The organism is Paraburkholderia sp. SIMBA_027 (assembly GCF_046535315.1).
Lineage (GTDB): Bacteria > Pseudomonadota > Gammaproteobacteria > Burkholderiales > Burkholderiaceae > Paraburkholderia > Paraburkholderia tropica.
The window spans coordinates 1-26,439 of the sequence record NZ_JAWRWY010000019.1 but is presented as its reverse complement, the minus strand read 5'-3'; the positions used below and the strand labels follow the sequence as shown (position 1 = coordinate 26,439).

The 26,439-nt window shown below is 66.1% G+C and carries 20 protein-coding genes and 1 pseudogene; 6 read left to right on the top strand and 15 right to left on the bottom strand.

Going from position 1 to position 26,439, the window contains the following annotated elements; all coding sequences use genetic code 11:
* Positions 1 to 31: 31 nt before the first annotated feature.
* The 9 genes from SB764_RS30265 to SB764_RS30225 form a co-directional block, all read right to left on the bottom strand.
* Positions 32 to 1,234, bottom strand: coding sequence for a type II secretion system F family protein (locus SB764_RS30265; RefSeq protein WP_410865889.1), 1,203 nt, complete (start codon positions 1,232 to 1,234; stop codon positions 32 to 34).
* Positions 1,231 to 2,367: a type II secretion system F family protein gene (locus SB764_RS30260; RefSeq protein WP_321856701.1), complete on the bottom strand. Its 1,137-nt coding sequence runs from the start codon at positions 2,365 to 2,367 to the stop codon at positions 1,231 to 1,233. The genes SB764_RS30265 and SB764_RS30260 overlap by 4 nt, the downstream gene beginning before the upstream one ends.
* On the bottom strand, positions 2,360 to 3,700 hold the full coding sequence (locus SB764_RS30255) for a CpaF family protein (RefSeq protein WP_074984314.1): 1,341 nt from the start codon (positions 3,698 to 3,700) through the stop codon (positions 2,360 to 2,362). Before SB764_RS30255 ends, SB764_RS30260 begins: the two co-directional genes overlap by 8 nt.
* Positions 3,701 to 3,703: 3 nt before the next feature.
* Positions 3,704 to 4,942 (bottom strand): fimbrial protein, encoded by a 1,239-nt coding sequence (locus SB764_RS30250; protein ID WP_065063159.1) that lies wholly within the window; start codon positions 4,940 to 4,942, stop codon positions 3,704 to 3,706.
* A gap of 72 nt (positions 4,943 to 5,014) precedes the next feature.
* Complete coding sequence (locus tag SB764_RS30245) at positions 5,015 to 6,331, bottom strand: type II and III secretion system protein family protein (protein WP_110328122.1); 1,317 nt, start codon at positions 6,329 to 6,331, stop codon at positions 5,015 to 5,017.
* Positions 6,332 to 6,439: 108 nt separating this feature from the next.
* Entirely contained in the window at positions 6,440 to 7,393 is a 954-nt protein-coding gene (cpaB, locus tag SB764_RS30240) for a Flp pilus assembly protein CpaB (protein WP_074984317.1), read from the bottom strand.
* 79 nt (positions 7,394 to 7,472) lie between these two features.
* The gene (locus tag SB764_RS30235) at positions 7,473 to 7,970 is read right to left on the bottom strand and encodes a TadE/TadG family type IV pilus assembly protein (protein WP_410865888.1); all 498 of its coding nucleotides are present in this window, start codon (positions 7,968 to 7,970) and stop codon (positions 7,473 to 7,475) included.
* On the bottom strand, positions 7,967 to 8,467 hold the full coding sequence (locus SB764_RS30230; RefSeq protein WP_065063155.1) for a prepilin peptidase: 501 nt from the start codon (positions 8,465 to 8,467) through the stop codon (positions 7,967 to 7,969). Before SB764_RS30230 ends, SB764_RS30235 begins: the two co-directional genes overlap by 4 nt.
* 121 nt (positions 8,468 to 8,588) lie before the next feature.
* On the bottom strand, positions 8,589 to 8,774 hold the full coding sequence (locus SB764_RS30225; RefSeq protein ID WP_065063153.1) for a Flp family type IVb pilin: 186 nt from the start codon (positions 8,772 to 8,774) through the stop codon (positions 8,589 to 8,591).
* 741 nt (positions 8,775 to 9,515) lie between these two features.
* Between SB764_RS30225 and SB764_RS30220 the strand changes: the two genes are divergently transcribed.
* The 4 genes from SB764_RS30220 to SB764_RS30205 all read left to right on the top strand — a co-directional run bounded on the left by SB764_RS30220 (position 9,516) and on the right by SB764_RS30205 (position 15,303).
* Entirely contained in the window at positions 9,516 to 11,081 is a 1,566-nt protein-coding gene (locus tag SB764_RS30220) for a collagen-like triple helix repeat-containing protein (protein WP_410865887.1), read from the top strand.
* Positions 11,082 to 11,255: 174 nt separating this feature from the next.
* Positions 11,256 to 12,662 (top strand): collagen-like triple helix repeat-containing protein, encoded by a 1,407-nt coding sequence (locus SB764_RS30215; protein WP_410865911.1) that lies wholly within the window; start codon positions 11,256 to 11,258, stop codon positions 12,660 to 12,662.
* Positions 12,663 to 12,940: 278 nt separating this feature from the next.
* Positions 12,941 to 14,626, top strand: a complete 1,686-nt coding sequence (locus SB764_RS30210) for a ShlB/FhaC/HecB family hemolysin secretion/activation protein (protein WP_080180534.1) — start codon at positions 12,941 to 12,943, stop codon at positions 14,624 to 14,626.
* Between the two features lie 191 nt (positions 14,627 to 14,817).
* Positions 14,818 to 15,303, top strand: a complete 486-nt coding sequence (locus tag SB764_RS30205; RefSeq protein ID WP_065063145.1) for a DUF2147 domain-containing protein — start codon at positions 14,818 to 14,820, stop codon at positions 15,301 to 15,303.
* A gap of 130 nt (positions 15,304 to 15,433) precedes the next feature.
* Here SB764_RS30205 and SB764_RS30200 read toward each other — a convergent pair whose 3' ends face one another.
* The 6 genes from SB764_RS30200 to typA form a co-directional block, all read right to left on the bottom strand.
* Positions 15,434 to 15,877: a transposase gene (locus SB764_RS30200; RefSeq protein WP_065063143.1), complete on the bottom strand. Its 444-nt coding sequence runs from the start codon at positions 15,875 to 15,877 to the stop codon at positions 15,434 to 15,436.
* A 178-nt stretch (positions 15,878 to 16,055) separates the two neighbouring features.
* A complete protein-coding gene (gene zapE, locus SB764_RS30195; protein ID WP_065063141.1) occupies positions 16,056 to 17,153 on the bottom strand; it encodes a cell division protein ZapE in 1,098 nt (365 codons plus the stop codon).
* 109 nt (positions 17,154 to 17,262) lie between these two features.
* Entirely contained in the window at positions 17,263 to 18,693 is a 1,431-nt protein-coding gene (gene lpdA / locus SB764_RS30190; protein ID WP_065063280.1) for a dihydrolipoyl dehydrogenase, read from the bottom strand.
* 108 nt (positions 18,694 to 18,801) lie between these two features.
* Entirely contained in the window at positions 18,802 to 20,076 is a 1,275-nt protein-coding gene (gene odhB / locus SB764_RS30185; RefSeq protein WP_065063139.1) for a 2-oxoglutarate dehydrogenase complex dihydrolipoyllysine-residue succinyltransferase, read from the bottom strand.
* Between the two features lie 105 nt (positions 20,077 to 20,181).
* The gene (locus SB764_RS30180) at positions 20,182 to 23,046 is read right to left on the bottom strand and encodes a 2-oxoglutarate dehydrogenase E1 component (RefSeq protein ID WP_065063137.1); all 2,865 of its coding nucleotides are present in this window, start codon (positions 23,044 to 23,046) and stop codon (positions 20,182 to 20,184) included.
* 349 nt (positions 23,047 to 23,395) lie between these two features.
* Positions 23,396 to 25,216 (bottom strand): translational GTPase TypA, encoded by a 1,821-nt coding sequence (gene typA, locus SB764_RS30175; RefSeq protein ID WP_065063135.1) that lies wholly within the window; start codon positions 25,214 to 25,216, stop codon positions 23,396 to 23,398.
* A gap of 457 nt (positions 25,217 to 25,673) precedes the next feature.
* On the opposite strand from typA, the gene SB764_RS30170 reads away from it, so the two are divergent.
* Entirely contained in the window at positions 25,674 to 26,192 is a 519-nt protein-coding gene (locus tag SB764_RS30170) for a MarR family winged helix-turn-helix transcriptional regulator (RefSeq protein WP_065063133.1), read from the top strand.
* 86 nt (positions 26,193 to 26,278) lie between these two features.
* Positions 26,279 to 26,439 (top strand): annotated as a pseudogene (locus tag SB764_RS30165) (MarR family transcriptional regulator); the annotation flags it as partial.

The window sequence follows — 26,439 nt, the reverse complement described above, 5'->3', positions numbered from 1 at the left end:
AGTCGTTCTGCCTGATTTCATGGCGCACCCGCTAATGGTGAATCGACGAGAGCGAGCGCATCACGGCGATGAGGCCCGGCCCCGCCGCCACGATCAGCAGCGCGGGCAGCAGCGTCACGACCATCACGCCGGTCATCCGCACCGTGAGCTTGCCGATGCGCTCGCGCAGCGTCGCGCGGCGCACTTCGCGCAGCCGGTCGCCGAACTGCCTGAGCGGTTCCTGTACCGCGCCGCCGTGCTTGTCCACCTGCACGAGCAGGCGGATCACGGAGCGCAGATCCTCGTTGTCGTAGGTCGTCGCCATGCGTTGCAGCGACTGTTCGCGCGTGCGTCCGGTGACGAACTGGCGCTGGGCGATTTCCATTTCGCTTGCGAGCACCGGCAGCACCGGACGGAATTCGTTGACGAGCACCTGCAGACTCTGGTCGAGCGACAAGCCGACGCCCTGCAACAGGCGCAACAGATCGACGAACATCGGCAGCTCGTCGGCGACGGCCGCGAGACGCGCGGACGCACGGCGGCGCAGATGGAATTTCGGCGCGAGAAAGCCTGCGAGCAAGCCGGCCGCGCCGAACATCGCCACGCTGCGGCCGCTCATCGCGGCGTAGCTTGCCGCCCCGATCGCGAGGCCGGCCGCGCAGGCAAAGCGCGCGACGATGAACAGCCCGCGCGAGCGGGCGTCGACGTAACCGCTCTGGTCGAGCAGACGGCGATCCTCGTCGGCGACCATGAGCTTGCCGAGCGGCGTATCGAGCCAGCGCGCGCCCGCGTTCGCCAGCGCATCGACGATGCCGGGCAGACCCGTGCGGCGCGGCGCGCTTTCGACCCGCGGCTTGCCGCCCGTCGCACCGGCACTCCCCGCGCCGCCTGCTCCAGTTGCGCCACCTGCACCACCACTTGCGCCACCCGCGCCCGCACCGCTCGCCGATGCCGCGCCCGGCGCACGCAGCGCCGAGACGTGGCCCGGCGCGCCGGGGGCGGCCATCGTCCCCATCGTGCCAGTCGAACCCATCGAACCCGGCGCGCTCATCGCGTTCGAGGCCTGCAGCGAGGCCGCATTGCGCGCCTCGGACGCCGCCGTGGCCGCCTGCGCGCTCATGTTCGCGATGGCCTGCGCGAGCGTGCGCGCGCTGCGCCGCGACGCCAGCAAACGCTGACACACCAGCGCCGCGAGCAGCGCCAGGCCGAACGCGCCGAGCAGCAGCGCAAGCGAGCCGAGTCCCTGCGCGCTCATAGCCCTCCCTTCAGGCGCGTGAGCCGGTACAGCAGCCAGCCGCCGAACACCTGCAGGCCGATCGCGGCGTAGACCAGTTTGCGTCCCGAACCGTCGTCCCAGAGCGAGCCGAAATAACTCGGGTTGGTCACGATGAGAAAACCCGCGATGCCGATCGGCAGCAAACCGAGCACCCACGCCGAGAGGCGCGTTTCCGCCGACATCGCGATCAGCTCACGCTGCGCCTGTTCGAGATCGCGCATGAAGTTGGACATGCGTTCGAGCATCACGTCGGCGCGACCGCCGTAACGCACCGAAAGCCGCAGCACCGAGCCCACGAATTCGAGTTCGCGCGCGCGATAGACCTGCGCCACCTGATAGAGCGCGCGGTCGATTTCCACGCCCGAACGCAGCATGCGCGAGACGTGATCGAGACATTCGCGCAGCGGCGCCTCGGTTGTCACGAGCGCGGCCTGAAACGCCGCGGGCACGCTGTTGCCGAGTACGATCAGGCGCACGATGCCGTCGAGAAACGACGGCAATTGCCCGACCAGCTTGCGGCGGCGGCGCTCGATGCGCACGGAGAGCACGAAGGCGCTGCCCGCCGCGACGACCATCAGCGCGCCGAGCAGCGCGGGCAGACCGGCCGCCACGTAGGCCCACAGTGCCAGCGCGAGCGCGGCGAAGCCGACGAACAAGGCGGGCTTGCGCGCGTCGGCGATGCCGGCGCGGCTCATGACGTGTTCGAACGCCACGCCGACGCGCGCCAGCCAGCGGCGCGGCAGCGAGGCCTCGTTCTTCGCGTTCGCCGCATGCTTCGCGTTGGCGGCATGGCTTGCGCCGGTGGCGCCGGTGGCACCCGCACCGCCCGCGCCGGCCGCCGATCCGTTCGGATTCACGCCCGACGTCACGCGTATCGGCGCAACGCCTGCGCGCGCCGCACCTGCGGCACCGGCTGCACCGCCGACGCCCGCCGCTCCCGACCCACCCGGTCCGGCCGCGCCAGCCGCATAGCCCGCCGCCGCGACGCGGCTATCGACGAAACGCGTCACACGCTCGCGCGCCGTGTGCTGCTGCGCCCGCTGCCAGAGCATCAGCCCGGCAGCGGCGAACAGCAGCGCAAGCGCCGCGGCGAGCGCGATGATGCTAGACATTGAAGCCCCCGCCGTGCCCGCCGCCGAAACCGAAGTTCGACGACGCCGACACCGCCTGGCGGAAGCGCGCGAGCTTCGGCGAATGCGGATGAATGCCGAGCGAATCCCAGCGGTCGATCTCCTCGCCGTCGGGCGTGGTCACGGGCTCGTAGCGATAGAGTTCCTGCGTCGCGATGATGTTGTCCGCGAGACCCGTTACTTCGGTTACCGAAAGAATCCGGCGGCGTCCGTTGGACAGACGGCCGATCTGCACGATGAAGTCCACCGCGTTGGCGATCTGGCGGCGCAGGCTGCTTTCCGTGCCCTGAAAACCCGCGAAACCGGCCAGCATTTCGAGGCGATACAGACATTCGCGCGGGCTCGACGCGTGCACCGTCGCCATCGAACCGTCGTGGCCGGTGTTCATCGCCTGGAGCATTTCGAGCACTTCGCCGCCGCGCACTTCGCCCACGATGATGCGGTCCGGACGCATCCGCAGCGTGTTGCGCAACAGGTCGCGAATCGTCACCACGCCCGCGCCGTCGAAACCGCCCGGACGGCTTTCGAGGCGCACCACATGCGGGTGATTGAGCGAAAGTTCGGCGGTGTCCTCGATCGTCACCACGCGCTCGACGTCCGGAATGTAGAACGCCAGCGCGTTGAGCAGCGAGGTCTTGCCCGAGCTCGTGCCGCCCGAGACGAGAATATTGCAGCGCGCCTGCACCGCCGCTTCGAACAACGCGCCGATCTCGGTGCCGAACGTGCCGTTGTTGACCAGATCGTCGGGGCGCAGCGGGTCCTTGCGGAACTTGCGGATCGAGACGATCGGGCCCGCGAGCGACAGCGGCTCGATCACCACATTGATCCGCCCGCCGTCGGGCAGACGCGCGTCGACCATCGGATTCGATTCGTCGAGACGCCGGCCGATCGGCGCGAGAATGCGGCGCACGATGCGCAGCAGATGCGCGTTGTCGGAGAAGCGCACGGGGATCTTCGCGAGAATGCCGTGCCGCGACACGTACACGTCGCTATAACCGTTGATGAGGATGTCTTCCACCGCCGGATCGCCCAGCAGATCCTCGATCGGCCCGAAGCCCGCCAGCTCCTTCGTGAGCGCCTCGGCAATCGCGCGCACTTCGCTTTCGTTGATCGGGATATGGCGCAGCCGCACGAAGCTGTCCATCTCCAGATCGACGAACTGATTGATCGCGTGGCGCGACCAGCGCCCGAACTCGGCGCCCAGTTCCTCGATGCGCGTGAGCAGGTGTTCGTGCGCCGCGTTCTTGATGTCCTGGAACTGCTGGCTGTGCGCGAACAGCGGCGCGTCGTCGGCAAATTCGATGTTATCCGCCATGATCTACGAACGCTTCGGTGATTGAGGGAAGAAATTGCGCAGCGGACGGCGCAGCGCATCGAGTTTTTTCGGCGCGCGCGCCTCGATGCCGTCGATCTGCGCGGCGAGCAGTTCGAGCGCGCGCACATACGGATCGCGCGGCGCGCTGTCGACCAGCAACTGGCCGCGATTGGCGGCCTGGCAGAGCGCCACGCGGCGCGCCGGCAGCACGGCCGCGAGATCGACGCCGAGACGCTCGGCGATCTGCGCGCCGCTGAGGTCGATCTCGGCGTCGTACTGATTGATGATGAGATGCAGCGTGTTGCCGTCCATGCCGCCTTCGCGCAGCGCGTCGATCTGGCGCGCGGCCGCGACGATCGACGCCACGCTCTGGTCGCACACGAGCCAGACCGCGTCCGCCGACTGCGCGACCTGGGCGACGAACTCCGCGTTCGTGAAGCCGCCGAGATCGACGAGCTGCTGATCGAAAAACGCACGCAGGCGCGCCAGCAGCGCCACCGCCGACTGATACGAAACCTCGCGCAGCGCGCCGAGATCGGCAGGCAAGGTCGTCAGCGCGAGGCCGCTTTCGTGATTCGCGAGCGCGGTATGCACGAAGGTCTGATCGAAGCGGCGCAGATTGCGCACGGCATCGACGAAACTGAAGCCGTTGCCCGCGTTGAGCATCATCGCGCCGTCGCCCGCGGGCAGGCCGAGGTCGAGCAGCGCGGCGTGGCGGTTGAAGGCCGCGCCCTTGCGGGCGAGCAGCGCGCCGAGATTCGCGGCAAGCGTCGTCACGCCCATGCCCGCGCGTGCGCCGAGCATCACCGTGAGACGGCCATGGCGGCTCGGCGCTTCGACGCGGTTTTCGAGCACCTGGCGCACGATCGCCAGCGCGTCCTCGGGACTGCCCGCCACGTCGACGAAATCGCGCACGCCCGCGCGCAAGGCCGCGAGCGCGCTCTCGGGTTCGGCGAGCGTGCCGACCGCGATCACCTGGAGGCCCGGAAACGACACATGCGCGGCGGCCACCACGGCGCTCGCCCAGGCCGCGCGCCCCTGCGAAAAATCGACGAGCAGCAGCGACGGCATCTGCTGGCCGACCCGCTCGCCGACGGCGGCCGGCTCGAGCGCCACCGCATCCACCTTGCCCGCCATGCCGAGCGCGCGCGCGATCCAGCGGGCGTGCGCGTCGTCCGACGATGCGAACACGAACGAGTCCACGACCGTGCGATCAGTCGTCAAGTACGTTCTCGCGTTCATGATCCCTCTCCTTGTGCTGCTCGCGCAGCGCAGGCCGCGCACGGCGCGGCGAAGCCATGCCGACAGCGGTTGTCATGGCGAAAATCCCGGGGCGGGATCGCGCGAGGCCGCGCCGCCGAGCAACGCGCGCCAGACATGGCCGTCGCGTTGTTCGGACAGCTCGCCGGGCGAGCTGGGCAGCTTCGCGTCCTTCGCGAGCGGCGACACCAGATGCGGCGTCACCACGATCACCAGTTCTCTTTCGTTTTGCTGATAGTTCAACGTCTTGAAGAACGCGCCAATCACAGGCAGATCGCCGAGCAGCGGCACCTTGCTCACGTTCGACGCGGTCTCGCGATCGATCAGGCCGCCGATCACGAAGCTCTCGCCATCGCCGAGTTCGACGGTGGTTTCCGCGCGCCGCGTCGTGATCGCGGGCACCGAGACGCCGCTGATCGTCACCGCGTTGGCGAAGTCGAGCTGGCTCGCCTCGGGCGCGACCTTCAGCGCGATGCGCTGCGGCGAGAGCACCGTGGGCGTGAGCGACAGCCCGATACCGTAGGGCTTGTATTCGATCGAACTCGTGCCGAGCGCCTGCGGCACCGGCACCGGAATCTCGCCGCCCGCGAGGAAGCTCGCGCTCTGGCCGGACAACGCGACGAGCGTCGGTTCCGCGAGCACGCGCGCGAGATTGTTCGACTCCATCAGGCTCAGGTCGGCGAACAGTCCGTGCGTGGCCGACGCGAACACGAGATTGAACGCCGACGAGATCGGCGCCACGCTCTGGATGTCCGAGACGCCGTTGGTGTTCGAAGCGGACGTCAGCGCGGACGGCGCGAACGAGCCGAACGTGAAACCGTTGTTCTGGCGCGCGAAGTTGAAACCGATCTGCTTGAGCACCGAGCGGCTGAATTCGACCACGCGCACGTCGACCTGCACGACCGAGCGCGTCGCGATGCTGGAGGCATCGAGCACGTCGGTGTCCTTCGCGCCCTTGCCGAGCGAGCCCTGCGCGGCCACCACCGCGCGCTGATGCTGCTCCATCGTCGCCGCGCTGCCGCTGATGATGGCCGTGCCGTCCAGCACCTTCACGTCGGGCGTGCCCGCGCCGAGCAACGCGCGCGCCGCGCGCGTCGCCACGTTCACGGTGAAACTGCGCTGCACGCCGCCTTCCCACAGCATCACCGTGGTCGTGCCCGCGCCCTTGCCGACGAGCAGCAGACCGCCGCGCCGGTCGCCGCGCACGACCAGCACGTCCGCCACCGCCGGGTCGCCCACGGCGACGCGCGTGAGCGCGCCCGTGACGGGCAGCGTGCGCTGCTCGCCCACGGTGATATCGACGGTACCCGCTGGCGCGCCCGCGTCGGGCGAGCCGGCGCTCGACGGCGGCGCCGCGCGCGCGGGCAACATCGCGAGCGCGAAACCGCCGGCGCAAACGGATGCGGCGAGCGCCACGGCAAGAGTCCTCTTCATCGTCATGTTGTGGTTTCTATTGAATACGCACGCTCGCGCGGCGCTTTACCAGGCGACCGTTTCGGCCCGCCCGCCCCGAATCACTTCCAGCCCGCCCTGTGCGCCCCCGTTGCCGCTGCTCGCGCGATGAACCACCGGCACAGCCGGACGCGGCGCTTGCGCACCCGCAAGCTGATCGAGCGCGACCCCCGCGGCCGCGCGCGTCGAGTTGTCCGGCGTGCCGTGCGCGACGACGCGCAAGACACCCTGCTGCGGCCCGAACGCGGACGGGTCCATCTGATCGTCGTCCGTGGGGTTGCGCAGCGCGAGAATCAACTGGCCCTGGCTCTGCGCGAGCGCGAGGTCGTTCACTTCGGTCAGCGGCACGGCGAGCACCGCCGTGCGCGGCGTTGTGCTCTGCGTGCCGAAGCCGCTGGTACGTTGCGCGTTGCTGTTCGCCGCTTCGGCAGGATTTCCGAATACCAGCACGCGCGCCTTCGAGATCAGCAGGCGCGCCTGCGTGCGGGAGATTTCCGCGTTGCCGGTGCCGACGGTGCCACCGGCCGCGCCGTCGCGGCGCAGCGTGAAGAACACGTCGACGTAATTGCCCGCGTGGAGCTGGTTGCCCACGGCGTTGTTTTCGTCGATGCGCACCGCCACCGCGCGCTCGCCCGGCGCAAGAGACGAAGCCAGGCTCGACGATAGTTGCGTGTCGAGCACGGGCGTGTCGGCGGCGATATCCGCGAGCGGCACGCGGCCCGCGATCAGTTGAACGTCGCTCACGGAACCGGCCGGCTGCGTACGCAGCGGCTGCACGCGCAGCGCGTCGGCGGGGATCGGCTGGCCCGCGGGCAGCGTGCGCGCGGCGACGACCACGGGCGTCAGCGGCTGCGTCACCGCCACGGCCGGTTGCGCGACGGGTGCAGGCGGCGCGTGGCGCGCGAGCATGAACGCGAAAATGCCGAGCAGGAGCGCGGCGGCGATCAGCACGCCCGCGGCGATTTTGGTCAGATTGGCCATGTGCGGCTGCCTTGATTGCGATTGAACGGCGCGGCGGCGCATGCGCGCGCGACGTGATGGCGGATCGAATGGAATGGGCTCATAGCAGATTCACCGGATCGATCTGCACCGTGGCGCGGCCCGCGAGCACGGTGGGCTGCCACGCGCCGAGCATGGGCAGCGTGGGCACGAGCGGCTTCGTGCTCCACGGATAGCTGAGCGTGACCTGGATGCAGTCCATCGCCGTGTTGTTCGTGCAGCCGCTCGGCTGGGCGCTCACGACCGTCGTGCAGGTGGGCGCGGTGGCGAGCCACGTCACGCCTTGCAGCGCACGGGCACAAGCGGCCTGCGCGCGGCCGCTCAAAGCCGTCCCGGTGTCCTGTGCGTTCACGTAGACGAGCGCGGCGCGCGCACCGTCCGCCGACGCCGCGGTCAGGCTGTGCTGCACGAGAAAGATCATGCAGAACGTGACGATGGCGTAGAGCACCAGAAAGAACAGCGGAAACGCGATCGCGAATTCGACGGCGGCGGTGCCGCGCTGTTTCGATCGCGCTGGTCGTTTCGCATCGCATGACGAATTCGTTGCGCACGCAATCATTGCAACGCTCCCGGCATCCACTGCAATGCGAGCCACGCGAGCGCGGGCACGGCCAGGCAGGTGGCGTACGGCGTGCCGCGCCGCGCGCCGACACTGACGATCTGCACACGCCGCGACGCCGCCGCTTGCGAGCGTGCACGCATCGCGAGAATCGCGAGCGCATGCACGAATGCAATAAGACTTGCGGCCACCCAGAGCCAGAGCAAGGGCTGCAATCCGCACCATGCACCGAGCGTGGCGAATACCTTGACGTCGGCGCCGCCCATCACGCCGAGCACGAAGAACGGCATGAGCGCGGCGAGCCCGATCGCGGCGGCGATCAATGCGCGGCCAACGCCGAGTTGCGCCGGTCCCGCGTGCCAGCACGCAGCAACGAGCGCGGCGACGAGGCCGGCAATCACGAGCGCATTCGGCACGCGGCGCGAACGCAGATCGCAAATGGCGACCGCGAGCGCCCAGGCGGCGAATACGCAGCTGGGAATGATGGATGCATTCATCGCGAGTCGACGTGCAGACGCCTCACGCGAACCGGCTAGCCAGCGCGTGAAAAGTCACTGCTACGTTTAGCTGAATGATCGGGCGTGGCAGCACGAAGCCGCCACGCAGCGATGCGCCGCCTCAGGTTCCTGCCGGAACCGCAGCCGTCAGTTGAGTCGTGACGTAGGTGAATACGGCCTTCAGCTCGGTGCCCAACCCCTGAGCGCTCGCCGCAATCACCACGGCGATGAGCCCTGCGATGAGCCCATATTCCAGCGCCGTCACCCCGTCTTCTGCTTTAGCAAAAAGCTTTACCAGCTTGTTCATTTCGGCCCTCTCTCTCTTCTTCGCGCTCTCACGCGATGCTGCACCGGCTCTCTCAGCGAATAGGTTTGAATGATGCGCCGTTGCAACTGGTCCACGGACTGCCATGTCAGTCCGCCAACATTGCGGCCGAATCGTAAGCATTCCCCTCTAAATGCAATGCCCCGTTCAGCTCTGCTAGTAACGTGTTTTATTTATGGATGCGCTTTTTATAGCTTAACCGCGAACGTTACGCAATCGCCCGTTACATCGTTGTCGCCACGTAACATCATTATCGGCATGCCGCATTTTTTTATTCACTCAGGGCAAACCATAACGTGCCAGGGCGTGCCATAGCGTGACGTTACGCGCGAACTGATCAGGACTCGAAACACTTTTTCATGCGCGGCTTTTGATTGATGCGCGGCGGATTAACTGCGGTTTCGAGTGCTTCGTCGAATCGAAAATATGCAAAGCGATTAGCACTTCGTCACGTTACCCCGGGCGTTCGTAACATCGCCCGCGTTCCGTTACGTGACGTAACGCGCGGCGCACGGTAACGCGCATGTTCGCGCGCGCCGATTCCTGCGAAGAAAGCTTCGCGCAAAGCCCCATGCCGTCTTGATCAGACGATACCCACGCCCGCCTCGCGACGGCTTTTCTCGCGGGCTCTTTCGCATTGGCATAGCTGTTGCAGTGTATGTCCCGCAGCACGACAAAACACACACACAGCAAGACACACCATACGAGAGACGAGGGCACACCATGAAGAACCACCACATCGCGAACGCGGCACGCCTGACTGCCATTGCCGCCACCATCGCCACCCTGCTTTCCCTGACCGCCTGCGGCGGTTCGGGCACGCTCAGCAGCGGCACCGGCAGCGGCGGCTCGCTGCAAACCAGCGGCGGCACGAGCGGCACCAGCGGCAGCTCGGGCAGCGGCGACACCGGCACGGGCAGCGGCAGCGGTAGCGGCACGACCACCACGTCGAGCGACAGCAATTCGGGGAGCGGCACGGGAACGGGCACCGGCGGCACGTCGACCGCCGGTGGCGGCAGCGGCAGCGGCGACGGCAATACCAGCAGCGGCGGCACCACCGGGACGGGCAGCGGCAGCACGGCCGTCGCGGCGAACGCGGTCGGCCAGGTCGCGAACGTTTCGGGCACGGTCGTCAGCGACCTGGGCTCGACGGTGTCGGGCGTCGGCAGCACGATCGCCTCGCAGTCGCTGCCGGGTGTGAGCACCGCCACCACGACGGCGGCAGGCGGCGTGGTCGAGAATCTCGGCGCGGCAGTCTCGGCGCTCGGCAGCGGCGTGTCGAACGGTCTCGGCGCGCTTGGTTCGAGCACCAACACCAATCCGGTCGGCACGACGGTCGCCAGCACGGGCGGCGTCGTCAGCGATGCAGGCAAGGCCGTCACGAGCGCCGGCCAACTCGTCACGAGCCTCGGCAGCGGTCCGCTCGCCCCGCTCGCCGCCGTCACCACGCCGCTCGGCGGCGCGGTCAGCACGCTCGGCACGGCCGTCACCGGCGCGGGCAACACGCTCACGACCGCGCTGTCGACCGGCCCGGTCCAGCAAGTCACGCAGCAACTCAGCACGGCCATCACGCCGATCACCTCGGTGCTCGCCTCCACCACGCAGACGGTCGGCACGGCGACCGGCCTCGGCACCCCGGTCGCGGGCCTGCTGCAAACGCTCGGCGGCGGCCTCGAAAAAGGCGGCGCGCTGGTCGCCTCGACGGGAGCCGGCAATCCGGTCACCACGGGCGTGGGCAGTCTCGTCTCCGATACGGGCAAGACCGTCGCCACCGCTGGCAATCTGCTGACGGGCAGCACCTCGGGCAACAGCAGCAATCCGCTCGCGCCGGTCACGAGCCTGCTTGGCGGTCTGACGGGCGGCACGACCGGTTCGGGCGGCGCCAGCGCGGGCCTCGGCATCGGTGCGGGTCTCGGCATCACCGGCAGCTCGAGCGGCAACCCGCTCGCCCCGGTGACGACGGCGCTCACCACGGTCACCTCGACGCTGAGCTCGGCCACCGGCGGCACCAGCAGCCCGCTCGCACCGGTCACGGGTCTCGTCGCGGGCGTCGTCAACACCGTCGCCGGCACGCTGAACACCGCCGCCACCACCACGACCAGCGTCGTGGCGAGCGCGGGCGTGGGTGCGGGCGTCAAGACGTCGAGCAGCTCCAGCAGCACGGCCAGCAGCACGCCGGGCCTCTCGCTGGCCTCGCTCACGGGTGGCAGCACCAGCAGCAGCGGCACGACCGGCCCGCTTTCCGGCCTCACGTCGCTCGTCGGCGGTCTGCTCGGCGCGAAGAAGTGAGCGCCTGAGAACCCGTCCGCCAATCGGCTAACCCCGGCTAACCCTGTGGCTAATCCTATTTCGCAGCATCCGAATGATCGCTCCGATAGCCCGTTTCAGCGCCTGATGAAACAAGGAGACAGCGCTATGTCCAGCTTTTCCCTCGCGATTTCGCACGACCGCTCCGCGACGTTGATGCGCGGCCTGCGTCTCACCGCCCTCGCCGCCGCGAGCGTGATCGCCCTGAGCCTCGCCGCGTGTGGCGGCAGCAGCTACACGCCGCCTTCGGCATCGAGCGGCACGGGCGGTTCGACCGGCACCACCGGCTCGACGGGCGGCACCGGCTCGACCGGCACCGGCGGTTCCGGCACCGACACCAACACGGGCGGCGGCACGACCACGACGACGGGCACGAGCGGCGTGGTCAGCACGGTCGCCAAGACCGCCAGCGATCTCGGCACCGCGATCGGCTCGACCACCCTGCCCGGCGGCACCAGTTCGGACGTCACGAAGGGACTCGGCAACGCGGTGTCGAGCACCGGCACCGTGGCGAGCGCACTCGCCGACGCCGTCTCCAACGGCCTCGGCCAGACCGGCTCGACGGCCAATCCGGTCGGCACCACGGTCGCCGGTCTCGGCAACGTCGTGAGCGCGACGAGCGGCGTGGTCCAGGGCGTCGCCACCACGGTCAACGGTCTCGGCAGCGGCCCGCTCGCTCCGATGGCGCCGGTCACCACGCCGGTGGCCACGGTGCTCGATACGACCGCGAACGCGGTCAACGCGGGCGGCAAGATGCTCGGCAACGCGCTCTCGTCCGCGCCGGTTCAGCAGATCACGCAGCCGCTCAGCACGGCCATCACGCCGATCGTCACCGAAGCCGGCGTAATCACGCAGCAGGTCGGCACCACGACGGGTCTGGGCGTGCCGGTCTCCGGCCTGCTCGCCAAGGTCGGCGGCGCGCTCGATACGGCCGGCAGCAAGATTTCGTCGACGGCGGGCGGCGCCTCCACCACCGCCGCGCTCAGCGCGCTCGGGCCGCTCGCGCCGGTGGGCGCGGACGTCGGCACGCTGGTGTCGGCGCTCGGCAACACGGTCACCAACGCAGGCGGCCTCGTGAATCCCAACGGTCCGAACGGCGCCGCGCCGATTCCCGGCCTGATCACGAGCCTCGTCGGCGGCAGCACGGCGCTCGTCGCCAGCGGGCCGCCGACCGGCGCCGCCGCGCAAGGTCTGCTCGGCCCGCTCAACGCGGCGATCGCGAGCCTCGGCCTCGGCAGCTCGCCGCTCTCCAGCGTCACGAGCCTGACCGGCACCGCCGGCGGCACGAGCGCCGTCACCGGCGCGCTCGGCAACGTGCCGATCGTCGGCAGCCTGCTCACGGGCGTGGTGTCGACGGCGACGGGCGCGGCCGGCTCGACGACTTCGGGCAGCGGCACCAGCAGCAGCGGCGCGACCACGCTGCTCCAGCCGGTGACGGTGATCGTCGGCACGGTCACGGGCGCGCTGGGCGCCACGACCGGCAGCACGAGTTCGACAAGCAGTTCTGGCAGCACGAGTACATCGGGGGGACTACTGAGCGGCTTGCTGCATAAGCTGCCGTAGCGCGCGCAACGATCATCGGGCAACATGAGCGACGCGTGACGCGGCCTCTGGAGAGGGAAAGCCGCGCGCGCGTTGCCGGACAAGAACGGCAAGGTAGTACGTAGTCCGCAGGAATAAACACAGGCAATCAGGGAGCCACAGACCGCCGAAAAGGCGGCACAAAGAGGCGGCGCGCACCGGAAGCTTCAGGGAAACCGGGCGCGCCGTCCGACAAGTCCGAGGGTAGTCCGATGAAAGGCGCAGTCGCAGAATTGGCCGTGCTCGCAACGTTGGGGGTGATGGCGAGCGCCGGCTTGACGGGGGTGGCAGTAGCACAGAACCGGCCGGCGTCGGGCGGCAATCCTCCTGCGGGTAACCCCGCCGGGGGCAATCCGCTCGACGCACTGCCGCAGATCAACGCGCCGCAGAAGGCGCCGAACGTGACCGTGCAGGTGCAGCAGCAGACGCCTCAGCTGCAGCAGTTGCTGGCCACGCATCTCACGCCGACCACCTTCAAGGTCGAAGGCGTGAAATCGATTCCATTCGACGAGGTCGCGCAACGTTTCGCGCCGCTCGCGAATCACGACATCACGATCGGTCAGCTGATCGAGACGGCCAACGGCGTGACGAAGCTCTATCAGGATCGCGGCTACGCGCTCTCGTTCGCGTTCGTGCCTGCCCAGGATTTCGCGGGCGGCGTGGTGCGCATCACCGTCGTCGAAGGCTATGTGGGCACCGTGACGATCACCGGCAAGCCGGGCAAGCTCGAAGACAAGATGCGCGCGATCGCCGCGCATATCGTCGAGGACCGGCCGCTGCGCACGGCCACGTTCCAGCGCTATATCAACGTGCTCGGCCTGCTGCCCGGGCTCAAGGTGAAGGCCAACGTGCCGCCGCCCACGAGCACCGACGGCGCCACCACGCTCGAACTCGACGCCACGCAGAAGCCGTACGATATCAGCACCGGCATCGACTTCAATCATCCGGGCGTGCAGGGTCTGCTCACGCTGACCGAAAACGGTTTGACGCCGTTCGGCGAGCAGTTGAGCGTGTCCGCGCTGCTACCGAAGGGACGCGACAACGTCACCTATCTGTCCGCGCACGCGGCCGTGCCGATCGCGAGCGACGGTCTGATGGCGAAGGTGGACGCCTCGCACTACCGCGGCAATCCCACCAACAATCCCGGCCTGCCCGGTTACGTGGAGCGCACGGTCATCAGCGACAAGATCACGGGCTCGCTCTCCTACCCGCTGCTGCTCAGCAACACGCGCAGCGTCGTGGGCACCGCGAGCGTGTATGCGGCGCACGACGAGGATCGCTACCACAACACCCTCAACGGCTTCCAGTACGACACGCATTCGCAGGTGCGCGTGCTGCAATTGCAGGCCGATTACGCCGACGTGAAGACGGGCCAGGTGCGCAAGGCGAGCATCGCGGTCGCGAAGGGCTTCAACATTCTGGGCGCGTCCAAGGGCGCCGACACGAACATTCCCGGCGTGGTGCTGCAAAACCCCGTGTCGCTGAATTTCGTGCGCACCACGGGCTCGTTCTCGCAGACCAACGACTGGCCGATGGGCTTCGGCACGTCGGTGGCAATCACGGGCCAGTACAGCCCGGTCACGCTGCCGACTTCGGAACAGATCTCGTTCGGCGCGCAGCGTTTCGCGGCAGGCTACGAGCCGGGCGAAGCGTCGGGCGATTCGGGCTGGGCCTTCCTGCTCGAACTGAATCATCCGTTCAAGATCGGCCAGGCGTGGCTGCAGACGATCACGCCGTATGTCTCGTTCGACATGGCGCGCGTGTATCTGCATGCGGGTACGCCCGCGCCTTCCCGGCTGTCGTCGGCGTCGTTCGGTTTTCGTATTTCCGACGGCAAGTACTACAGCCTCGATCTGTCCGTCGCGAAAGCGCTCGCCGATGCGCCGGTCGAGAGTCCGTCGCGCAGCCCGCGCATCAACGCGACGTTCTCGTACCAGCTCAACTGAGTTGGCCGGCGCGGCGCACGCGGCGCGGCACGTGCGGCAATCCGCGTGCCGCGCGCGCCGCGCCGACTAGAGTTCCTACTCGCAAACGCGCGCGGCGCTTTCGCGTATCCTGCCCTGACTGCATGAGCGCGCCATCGCGGCGCGCGCGTGCATGCGGTCGCACACACATAAACATCAGTGGAGGAAGACACATGAACCGGATCGACGGTCGCACCATTTCGTTCGCCGCACGCGCGGCGCGTCAGCTCGCGCTGGCCGGCGCGCTGCTGGGCGGCATCGCCGCCGCGCACGCGCAGGACAGCTCGCCCGTCGGGGTCTGGCAGACCATCGACGACCACACCGGCCAGCCGAAAGCACTCGTGCAGATCAGCGACGACGGCAGCGGCGGCCTGAGCGGCAAGGTCATCAAGGGACTGGGCCCGAACGATCAGCCCGATCGCCGCTGCACCGCGTGCACGGACTCGCGCAAGGATCAGTTGATCCTCGGCATGACGATCATCGACAGCATGAAGAAGGCCGGCAACGAATACGACGGCGGCCATATTCTCGATCCGGAAAACGGCAAGATCTATAGCTGCAAGATGCACACGGAAGACGGCGGCCAGAAGCTCGTGGTGCGCGGCTATCTGGGCATCGCGCTGCTCGGCCGGTCGCAGACGTGGGTGCGTCAGCAGTAAGCTCCAGGCGGAACAAGCAACCTCGGCGGCGTGACTCGCGAACACGCGCCACGCCGACCCTCAGCATGAAAAAAGCCGCCTGAATTCAGGCGGCTTTTTTTCTTTCTCGACACACGTCGAGCGGCCAGGGTCAAACCGTGTGGCGATACACCGATCGATAGCTGAACGGCTGGGGCACGCCGGGCGCGGCCGGCGAGAACGGCGAATTGCGCATCGGCAGTTCTTCCTGGGTGCGCGCGGCCTTTTCGGCGCGGCTTGCGTGCCTGCGCATGCGCGTTTCGATCGCGTCGCACAGTGCCGCACCCTCTTCGCCGAACAATTCGGCCATCACGGCTTTGAGGACGCCTTCGTCGTGCCACGCCTTGAAGCGGCGATGGCAGGTCTGATAGGACGGATAGCGGCGCGGCATGGCCGACCACGTGGCGCCGCTGTACATGACCCACAGGACGCCGTTGAGCACCGAGCGGGTATTGGCGAGCGGTCGGCCGCGCAGTTCGGAGCGCGGGCGCAGTTCGGGCAGCAGCGGCAACACGCGTTGCCACTCTTCCTCGGTGATATCGCGATGCGGCGTCATGGAGTTCTCCTTGGTCAGAACGGTTCTGAACCAACGATATCCACTCGCCCCCGCGGGCCATATCAGACGAGTCCGAATCTTGAAAAAACACTTCGGACTCTATTTTTGCGACGCCGCAGGGTGCGCACCTAGGCGCGCACCCTGCGACGTGTCGCAGGTCAAATCACCAGGCAAACGCTCAGGTCAGCGTCGTGTCGACGATGCGGCGCGGCGTTTCGAGATACTCCTTCGACTGCATTTCGACGATCCGCGAGACCGTGCGCGTGAATTCGTTCGCCATCGGGCCCTCGGGATAGAGATCCTCGGGCGGCACGGCCGCCGACATCAGCAGCTTGACCTTGTGGTCGTAGAAGACGTCGATGAGCCAGGTAAAGCGGCGCGCCTCGGAGGCCATGCGCGGCGTCATCTGCGGCACGTCGGAGAGAATCACGGCGTGAAAACGGCTCGCCAGTTCGAGATAGTCGTTCTGCGAGCGCGGGCCGCCGCACAGCGTGGCGAAGTCGAACCACACCACGCCATCGGCCTTGCGCAGCGCCTTGAGTTCGCGCTTCTCGATGTGCAGGATCGGGCTTTCGTCGGGCACCGCGGCCAGTTGCGCGAACGAATGGCGCAGCGCCTTGTCGGCGGCGGCGCCCAGCGGCGTGTGATAGACCTCGACCTGCGCGAGCGTGCGCTGGCGATAATCGACGCCGGCGTCGACGTTCAGGACATCGAGCTTTTCCTTGATCAGCTCGATGGCGGGCAGCATGCGGTCGCGATGCAGGCCGTCGGGATAGAGCAGATCGGGATCGTAGTTGGACGTCATCACGAACTGCACGCCGTTCGCGAACAGGCGGTCGAGCAGGCGATACAGGATCATCGCGTCGGCGATGTCCGAGACGTGGAATTCGTCGAAACAGATCAGGCGATAACGCTTCGCGATGCGGCGCGCGAGTTCGTCGAGCGGATCGGCCTGGCCTTTGAGTTCTTCGAGTTCGCGATGCACTTCGCGCATGAACTCGTGGAAATGCAGACGCGTTTTGCGCTGCACCGGCACGACCGCGTAGAAACTGTCCATCAGGAAGCTCTTGCCGCGCCCCACCCCGCCCCACATGTAGACGCCGCGCGGCAGATCGGGACGGTTGATGAGTTTCCAGAACGCGTTCGAGCGACGCGACTTGTATTCGACCCACTCGTCGTAGCACCGCTGCAGCCGCTCGATCGCGACGCGCTGCGCCGCATCCGGTTTGTATCCGCGTTTCTGCAGTTCGTTTTCGTAGTATTCGGTGACGTTCATTTCGTGAGCCGCAAATGAGTAAAGGCGGGCGGGTATTCGAACCCGTCCGCCTCTGTACGTGATGCAGGTGCTGCAAGGCCGGAACGCTGTCGCGCCCGGCCTCAGGCGCTTACATGTTGAGCGCGCGCTTGTCGACGGCGAGTGCCGCTTCGCGCATGACTTCGGACAGCGACGGGTGCGGATGGCAGATGCGGCCGATGTCTTCGGCGGCAGCCTTGAATTCCATCGCCACCACGGCTTCCGCGATCAGGTCCGATGCGTTCGCCGAGATGATGTGCACGCCGAGCAGTTCGTCGGTCTTCGCGTCGGCGATCATCTTCACAAAGCCGTCGGCCTTGTTGATGCCGAGCGCGCGGCCGTTCGCCATGAACGGGAACTGGCCCGTCTTGATGTCGCGGCCTTCTGCCTTGAGCTGCTGTTCCGTCTTGCCGACCCACGCGATTTCCGGTTCGGTGTAGATCACCCACGGAATGCAGTTGTAGTCGATGTGCGGCTTCTGGCCGTCGATCACTTCCGCGACCAGCACGCCTTCGTCTTCGGCCTTGTGCGCGAGCATCGGGCCGCGCACCACGTCGCCGATCGCGTAGACGTTCGGCACCGACGTTGCGCAGTGGCCATCGACGTCGATGAAGCCGCGCTCGTTGGCCTTCAGGCCGATCGCTTCGAGACCGAGGTTGTCGGTGTTCGGCACGCGGCCAACCGACACGATCAGGCGGTCGGCTTCGAGCACTTGCGCGTTGCCGTCCTTGTCCGTGTAGTTGATCGTGACGTTCTTGTCAGTCGCCTTCACTTCGCCGACCTTCACGCCAACGTGAATGTCGAGACCCTGCTTCTTGAAGAGCTTCGCAGCTTCCTTCGAGAGCGCCTGGTCAGCGGCGCCGAGGAATTCCGGCAGCGCTTCGAGGATCGTGACGTCGGCGCCCAGACGGCGCCACACCGAACCCAGTTCCAGACCGATCACGCCTGCGCCGATCACGGCCAGCTTCTTCGGCACCGAGTCGAACGTCAGCGCGCCTTCGTTGTCGGCGATGATCTTGTTGTCGACCGGCATGCCCGGCAGGTGACGCGCCTTCGAACCCGTCGCGATGATGACGTTCTTCGCCGTCACGACTTCGGTTTCGCCTTCGCCCGACACTTCGATCTGCACGCCGGCGTCGTTCTTGCCGGTGAACTTGCCGTGACCCTTGAGCCACGTGATCTTGTTCTTGCGGAACAGGAATTCGATACCCTTCGTCATCTTTTCGACGATGCCGTCCTTGCGGGCGAGCATCTTCGCGACGTCGATCTTCACGTCACCCACGCTGATGCCGTGGTCGACGAGATGATGCGCGGCGTTTTCGAACTCTTCCGACGAGGCGAGCAGCGCCTTCGACGGAATGCAGCCGACGTTCAGGCAGGTGCCGCCGAGCTTCAGCGCGCCGGCCGGGTTCTTCCACTTTTCGATACACGCAACCGACTTGCCGAGCTGCGCGGCGCGGATCGCCGCGATATAGCCGCCGGGGCCGGCGCCGATCACGACGACGTCAAATTCTTTGGACATGATCATCCTTTCGATACGTGAGCGCGGCGCGCGAATGCCGGTTTCCGGAATTCGCGCGCACGCCGCTCAGTGTGAGACTCAATACGCGATGCTTGAGCGACGCTGTGATTACAGGTCGAGCAGCAGGCGCGCCGGATCTTCCAGCGCGTCCTTCATCGCGACCAGCGACAGGACGGCTTCGCGGCCGTCGATGATGCGGTGGTCGTACGACATCGCGAGGTAGTTCATCGGGCGGATCACGATCTGGCCGTTTTCCACAACCGCGCGTTCCTTGGTCGCGTGCACGCCGAGGATCGCCGACTGCGGCGGGTTGATGATCGGGGTCGAGAGCATCGAGCCGAACACGCCGCCGTTCGAGATCGAGAACGTACCGCCCGTCATTTCTTCGATCGACAGCTTGCCGTCCTTGGCCTTCTGACCGAATTCGGCGATCTTCTTCTCGATGTCGGCGAGGCTCATCTGGTCTGCGTTGCGCAGGATGGGCACCACCAGACCGCGCGGCGAACCGACGGCGATACCGATGTCGAAGTAGCCGTGATAGACGATGTCGTTACCGTCGATCGACGCATTCACGAGCGGGAACTTCTTGAGGGCGTGAACCGCAGCCTTCACGAAGAACGACATGAAGCCGAGCTTCACGCCATGTTCCTTCTCGAACTTGTCCTTGTACTTGTTGCGCAGATCCATGACCGGCGCCATGTTCACTTCGTTGAACGTCGTGAGGATGGCGTTGGTTTGCTGCGACTCGAGCAGACGCTCGGCGATACGCGCACGCAGGCGCGACATCGGCACGCGCTGTTCCGGACGGTCGTTCAGCCAGTTGGCGGCCGATGCCGGTGCGTTGACTTGCGGCAGCGCGGGCTTGGCGGCAGCCGGCTTGCCGGCCGGTGCGGCTGCGGGTGCAGCCTTCGGCGCGCCTGCGCCGAGCACGTCCTGCTTCGTGATGCGGCCGTCGCGGCCCGTGCCGGCGACGTCGCCGCCTGCCAGACCCTTCTCCGCCATCAGCTTGGTCGCTGCGGGCGAGGCGATGTTGCTGCTCGACGTCGAAGCGGCTGCGGCAGCCGGTGCTGCGGCGGGCGCGGCGGCCGGTGCGGCTGCCGGCGCTGCGGCGGCTGCGGGTGCAGCAGCGGCGCCAGCCTTGCCTTCCGTGTCGATGCGTGCGATGACCTGTTCGCTCGTGACGGTCGCGCCGTCGCCGATCAGAACTTCAGCCAGCACGCCGGCTGCCGGCGCGGGCACTTCGAGCACGACCTTGTCGGTTTCGATTTCGATGACGACTTCGTCCTGAGCGATCGCTTCGCCCGGCTTCTTCTTCCACTGCAGCATCGTGCCTTCCGACACCGACTCCGAGAACTGCGGGACCTTGACTTCAACAATAGCCATTTGATGTTCCTGAATACGTATCTGGGTACGAACCGGGTCGCGCATCTGAGCGCGGGAAAGCGCGCAATCCGATCGCACGCTTTCCCGGTTCGTTAGCTCATATGCTTATTTCGCGACCTGCGCGCCCTTCAGGCGGCCGAACGCACCTTCGATCAGCGTCTTCTGCTGTTCGTAATGCTTCGCGTAGTAGCCGACAGCCGGCGAGGCCGAAGCCGGACGGCCGCTGTACGCGAGCTTCTGTCCTTCCTTCATGCCTTCCTTCAGGTGGTGCTCGATGTAGAACCACGGGCCCTGATTCTGCGGCTCGTCCTGCACCCAGACCACTTCGGTCGCGTTGTCGTACTTCTTGATTTCCGCTTCGAACTGCTTGTGCGCGAACGGATAGAGCTGTTCGATACGGATGATCGCGACGTCGTTTGCCTTCGCTTCGCGGCGATGCGCGACGAGGTCGAAGTACACGCGGCCCGAGCAGGCCACCACGCGCTTGACCTTCTTCGCGTCGATCGACTCGTCCACTTCGCCGATAACCGGCTGGAACGTGCCCTTCGCGAGTTCGGACAGGTCCGACACGGCTTCCTTGTGACGCAGCAGCGACTTCGGCGTGAAGATGATCAGCGGCTTGCGGAACAGACGGATCATCTGGCGGCGCAGCACGTGGAAGATCTGGGCCGGCGTGGTCGGCTGAACGACCTGCATGTTGTGCTCGGCGCACAGCTGCAGGAAACGTTCGATACGCGCCGACGAGTGCTCCGGACCCTGGCCTTCGTAGCCGTGCGGCAGCAGCATCGTGAGACCCGAAACGCGGCCCCACTTCACTTCGCCCGACGAGATGAACTGGTCGATCACGACCTGCGCACCGTTGACGAAGTCGCCGAACTGGCCTTCCCACGCGACGAGCGTGTTCGGTTCAGCCGTCGAGTAGCCGTATTCGAAGCCCAGCACCGCTTCTTCCGACAGCACCGAGTCGATCACCGTGAACTTCGCCTGGTTGTCGGCGATGTTCTGCAGCGGGATGTACGTGCCGTCGTTCCAGCGTTCGCGGTTCTGATCGTGCAGAACGGCGTGACGGTGCGTGAACGTGCCACGGCCCGAATCCTGACCCGTCAGGCGCACAGCGTAGCCCGACGCGACCAGCGATGCGTACGCGAGGTGTTCGCCCATGCCCCAGTCGAGCTTCGATTCGCCCTTGCCCATCGCGCGGCGGTCGTTGATGACGCGCTCGACCAGCGGGTGAACCTTGAAGTTCTCGGGGATCGTGGTGATGCGTTCGGCCAGACGCTTGAGTTCCGCGAGCGGCACTGCCGTGTCGGCAGCGTCGGTCCACTTGCGGTTCAGGAACGGCACCCAGTCCACCGCGTACTTGCTCTTGTAGTTCGAGAGCACCGGGTCGACGGTGTGGTGGCCTTCGTCCATCGCGGCACGATATGCCTTGACGTAGTTGTCGCCGTCTTCCGCCGAGATGACGCCCTGCTGCACGAGCTTCTCAGCGTAAAGCGCACGGGTACCCGGGTGCTTCGCGATCGTCTTGTACATCAGCGGCTGCGTGACCGCCGGGGTGTCCTGCTCGTTGTGGCCGAGCTTGCGGAAGCAGATGATGTCGACGACGACATCCTTGTGGTACTGCATGCGGAATTCGACCGCGAGCTGGATCGCCAGCACGACCGCTTCCGGATCGTCGCCGTTCACGTGCAGCACCGGCGCTTCGATCATCTTGACCACGTCGGTACAGTACAGCGTCGAGCGCGCATCGCGCGGGTCCGACGTCGTGAAGCCGATCTGGTTGTTGATGACGATGTGCAGCGTGCCGTGCGTGCCGTAACCACGCGTTTGCGCGAGGTTCAGCGTTTCCATCACGACGCCCTGACCCGCGAAGGCCGCGTCGCCGTGGATCTGCACCGGCAGCACTTGAAGGCCGTTGTCGTCGCCGCGGCGATCCATACGGGCCTTCGCCGAACCTTCGACCACCGGGTTGACGATCTCAAGGTGCGACGGGTTGAACGCGAGCGACAGGTGGACCGGGCCGCCTTCGGTTGCGACGTCCGACGAGAAGCCCTTGTGGTACTTCACGTCGCCTGCCGGCAGGTCGTCGACGTGCTTGCCTTCGAATTCGGCGAACAGGTCAGCCGGCATCTTGCCGAGCGTATTGACGAGCACGTTCAGACGGCCGCGGTGGGCCATGCCGATGACGATTTCCTGCACGCCCTTCGCGCCTGCGTGACGGACGACTTCGTCCATCGCGGCGATGAAGGATTCGCCGCCTTCGAGCGAGAAGCGCTTCTGGCCGACGTACTTGGTGTGCAGGAAGCGCTCGAGGCCTTCAGCGGCCGTGAGGCGCTGGAGGATGTGCTTCTTCTTGTCGTTCGTGAAATTCGGCGTCGAGCGGATCGACTCGAGGCGTTCCTTCCACCAGCGCTTCTGTTCCGGGTCGCTGATGTACATGTACTCGGCGCCGATCGTGCCGCAGTACGTGTCGCGCAGGGCCTTGACGATCTCGCGCAGCGTCGCGCGCTCGAAACCGAAATACAGGTTCGTGGCGCTGAACGTCTGGTCCATGTCGGCTTCAGTGAAGTCGTAGAACGCAGGTTCGAGTTCGGGGATAGGCGGACGCTCGCGACGCTTCAGCGGATCCAGGTTGGCCCATTGCGAGCCCAGGAAGCGATATGCGCCGATGAGGGACTGAACGTAGACCTGCTTGCGAGCCGTGGCGAGGTCTTCGCCGCCGCCCTTCGGGACGAAAGCATTGGCTTTCGCGCGCTGGGCAAACGACTCGACGATCGGGCCGTGGGCGACATCGCTGTCGGCCGAACCACTCGACGACGGCACGTTTTGCAGTGCGTCGAAGTATTCACGCCATTGGTCCGGAACGGACGCAGGGTTGTCAAGATATGCTTCGTATAGCTCTTCGACATACGGAGCATTGCCGCCGAACAGATAGGAGTTCAGCTGGAATTGCTTCATCGTTTCCGACATTTACGCTCACCTTTCTTCGAGTTTCTCGAGAAATAGCGGGTTACTCAACCTTCCGCGCCACGGCCTGACCGTTTAGCGGATTGCGAATCAAGTCTGCTTGGAAGGACCTAAATCATGCATCCGCGGAGGATAGCACATAAGTGATACTCCCCATAAGATGCAATGCGACACAGGACCGCACGCAAACCCTTGCTACACGGGCTTTGGCGGTACTTTGCAACTTTTACAACAGACTCTTCCGGCACTGCGAGGCAATCCCCGCCGGACGCAAAAAAGCCGCCCAGACAGCGGCGGCTTTCTTGTTTTCTTACATGCATTGCAGTGCGCGAAAAAGTTTCGACAGCAAACTTTACTCGGCTTCGCGGCTTGCGCGGCGACGCTCGTGCTCTTTCAGGTGACGCTTGCGCAGGCGGATCGACTGCGGCGTCACTTCCACGAGTTCGTCGTCGTCGATGAATTCGACCGCGTACTCGAGCGACATCTGGATCGGCGGAACCAGGCGCACGGCTTCGTCGGTGCCCGAGGCGCGCACGTTGGTGAGCTGCTTGCCCTTGATCGGATTCACGACGAGGTCGTTGTCGCGGCTATGGATACCGATGATCATGCCTTCATACAGCGCGTCGCCCGGCTTCACGAACATGCGGCCGCGATCCTGCAGCTTCCACAGTGCGTAGGCGACAGCGGCGCCGTCGTCCTGCGAGATCAGCACGCCATTGCGGCGCTCGCCGAGCGTACCTTCCTTGACCGGACCGTATGCGTCGAACACGTGGCTCATCAGGCCCGTGCCGCGCGTCAGCGTCATGAATTCGCCCTGGAAGCCGATCAGGCCACGCGCCGGAATGCGGTACTCGAGACGCGTACGGCCCTGACCATCCGACGCCATGTCGAGCATTTCGCCCTTACGGCGGCCCAGTTCTTCCATCACGCCGCCCTGGTTGGCGTCTTCGACGTCAACGGTCAGCATTTCGTACGGCTCCTGCTTCACGCCGTCGACTTCGTGCAGCACCACGCGCGGACGCGACACGGCCAGCTCGTAGCCTTCACGGCGCATGTTTTCGATCAGGATGGTCAGGTGCAGTTCGCCGCGGCCCGACACTTCGAACGTGGTTTCGTCGCCCGTGTCCTTCACGCGCAGCGCCACGTTGTGGTTCAGTTCCTTGGTCAGACGGTCGCGGATCTGGCGGCTCGTCACGAACTTGCCTTCCTTGCCGGCGAGCGGCGACGAATTCACGAGGAAGTTCATCGTCAGCGTCGGCTCGTCGACCGTGATCATCGGCAGCGCTTCGGGGTTGTCGACCGCGCAGATGGTCGCGCCGATACCGATGTCTTCGATACCGTTGATCAGCACGATGTCGCCGGCCTCAGCCGCTTCGACCTGCACGCGCTCCAGGCCGCTGAATGCCAGCACCTGGTTGATCTTGCGGTTCAGGACCTGGCCTTCCGGGCCGAAGCGCAGCGCAACCGGCTGACCCGGCTTGATACGACCGCGCTTGATACGGCCCACGCCGATACGGCCAACGTAAGCCGAGTAGTCGAGCGAGGTGATCTGGAGCTGCAGGCCGCCTTCCGGATCGGCGTCACGGACCGGCACGTGTTCGAGCACGGCGTCGAACAGCGGGCGCATATCGCCGCTACGCGCTTCCGGTGACAGCGATGCGTAGCCGTTCAGGCCCGATGCGTACACGATCGGGAAGTCGAGCTGCTCTTCGGTCGCGCCGAGCTTGTCGAACAGGTCGAACGTCTGGTTGATCACCCAGTCGATACGCGCGCCCGGACGGTCGATCTTGTTGACGACGACGATCGGCTTGAGGCCGAGCGCGAGCGCCTTCTTGGTCACGAAGCGCGTTTGCGGCATCGGGCCTTCAACGGCGTCGACGAGCAGCAGCACCGAGTCGACCATCGACAGCACGCGTTCCACTTCGCCGCCGAAGTCGGCGTGGCCCGGGGTGTCGACGATGTTGATGTGGGTGCCTTCGTACTCGACCGCGCAGTTCTTCGAAAGAATCGTGATGCCACGCTCTTTTTCGATGTCGTTCGAGTCCATCACGCGCTCGGCGACCTGCTGGTTGTCACGGAACGTGGCGGTCTGACGGAGGAGCTGGTCGACGAGCGTGGTCTTGCCGTGGTCGACGTGGGCAATGATGGCAATGTTGCGTAGGGCGCGGGACATAGGAACCTGGGTACAGTTAAGAGTGCGCGGCAGCGCGCCCGGGCGGGCGAGCGCTACACAGCCGGCTACATAGCCGGATGGGGCATCGCGACCACCGCCCGCCTCTTCCGGACGGATCCGGAGGCTCGATTCGGCAGCGCTGCAATGGCGCACTTTTGGGAACCTGAAATTATAGCACGCGCAGATGAATTGATCAGGCGCATATCCGATCTTTCCATCATGGCCGCCGTGATCTGCCCGAACCGCGGCGCAGACGATTGCAAACAAGAGACGGGGCGAGGGCTCACGGGTTCCACAGCGGCGCTGCGCTGAATCTCAATTTTCTCATGTGCAGGGCACAACATTAAGCCCTTATCCGGCAAAGGTTATTCGTCCCCGGCAGAATAAAACCCTTGTCGCGTCAACTAACGTTTCTTATAATCCCTGCCTGGTCAATCATTGCAGTCGCAGCAGAAACATGACGGATCCGATCCCTGTACCGCCGCCCGAAATCCGCGATTACGATCTCGGCGAGAGCGTCGGCTACCTGCTCGCGCGAGCCAAGACGAGCATGTCGAACATGGTCACGCAGCGCACGCTCGCCGAACTGGGCATCACCAGCCAGCAGGCCAGCGTGCTGTTCATGGTGGCCAGCGGCAAGTGCCTGCTCGCCGCCGAACTCGCGCGCGAATACGGCATCGACGCCAGCGCGGTCACGCGTCTCGTCGACCGGCTGGAGAAGCGCGGCCTCCTCAAGCGCGTGCGCAGCTCCGAAGACCGCCGCGCCGTACGCCTTGCGCTGACGCCCGAAGGCGAAGCCATCGCGCGCCGCATGCCGGCCATTTTCACGAGCGTGACGGAAACGCTCGCCGCCGGTTTCACGCCCGAAGAGGTGGGCTTTCTGAAGAACATGTTGCGACGGGTTCTCGCCAATAGCTGCGATGCCAGCCAGAACGCGAATGCGGCAGCCGGGCAAAATCCGCCGGCCAATTCATGACAGGGCAAGCAAATTTGAAACCGGCAAACAAGAAAATAGCTGCATCGTCCAGTATCACCTCACCTTCTCACGCAACGAGACGAGCAATGAAATCCCAAACCCAGTTTGCGCCAGCGCTGTCGTGCCGGGCCGCGGTGACCGCCGCGATCGCCGCGCTCGCGCTTTCGGGCTGCGCGAACTACATCGGCATCAAGAGCGACAAGACGCTCGCGCAGCCGCAGCAGTTCGAGTCGTCGCAAAGCATTCC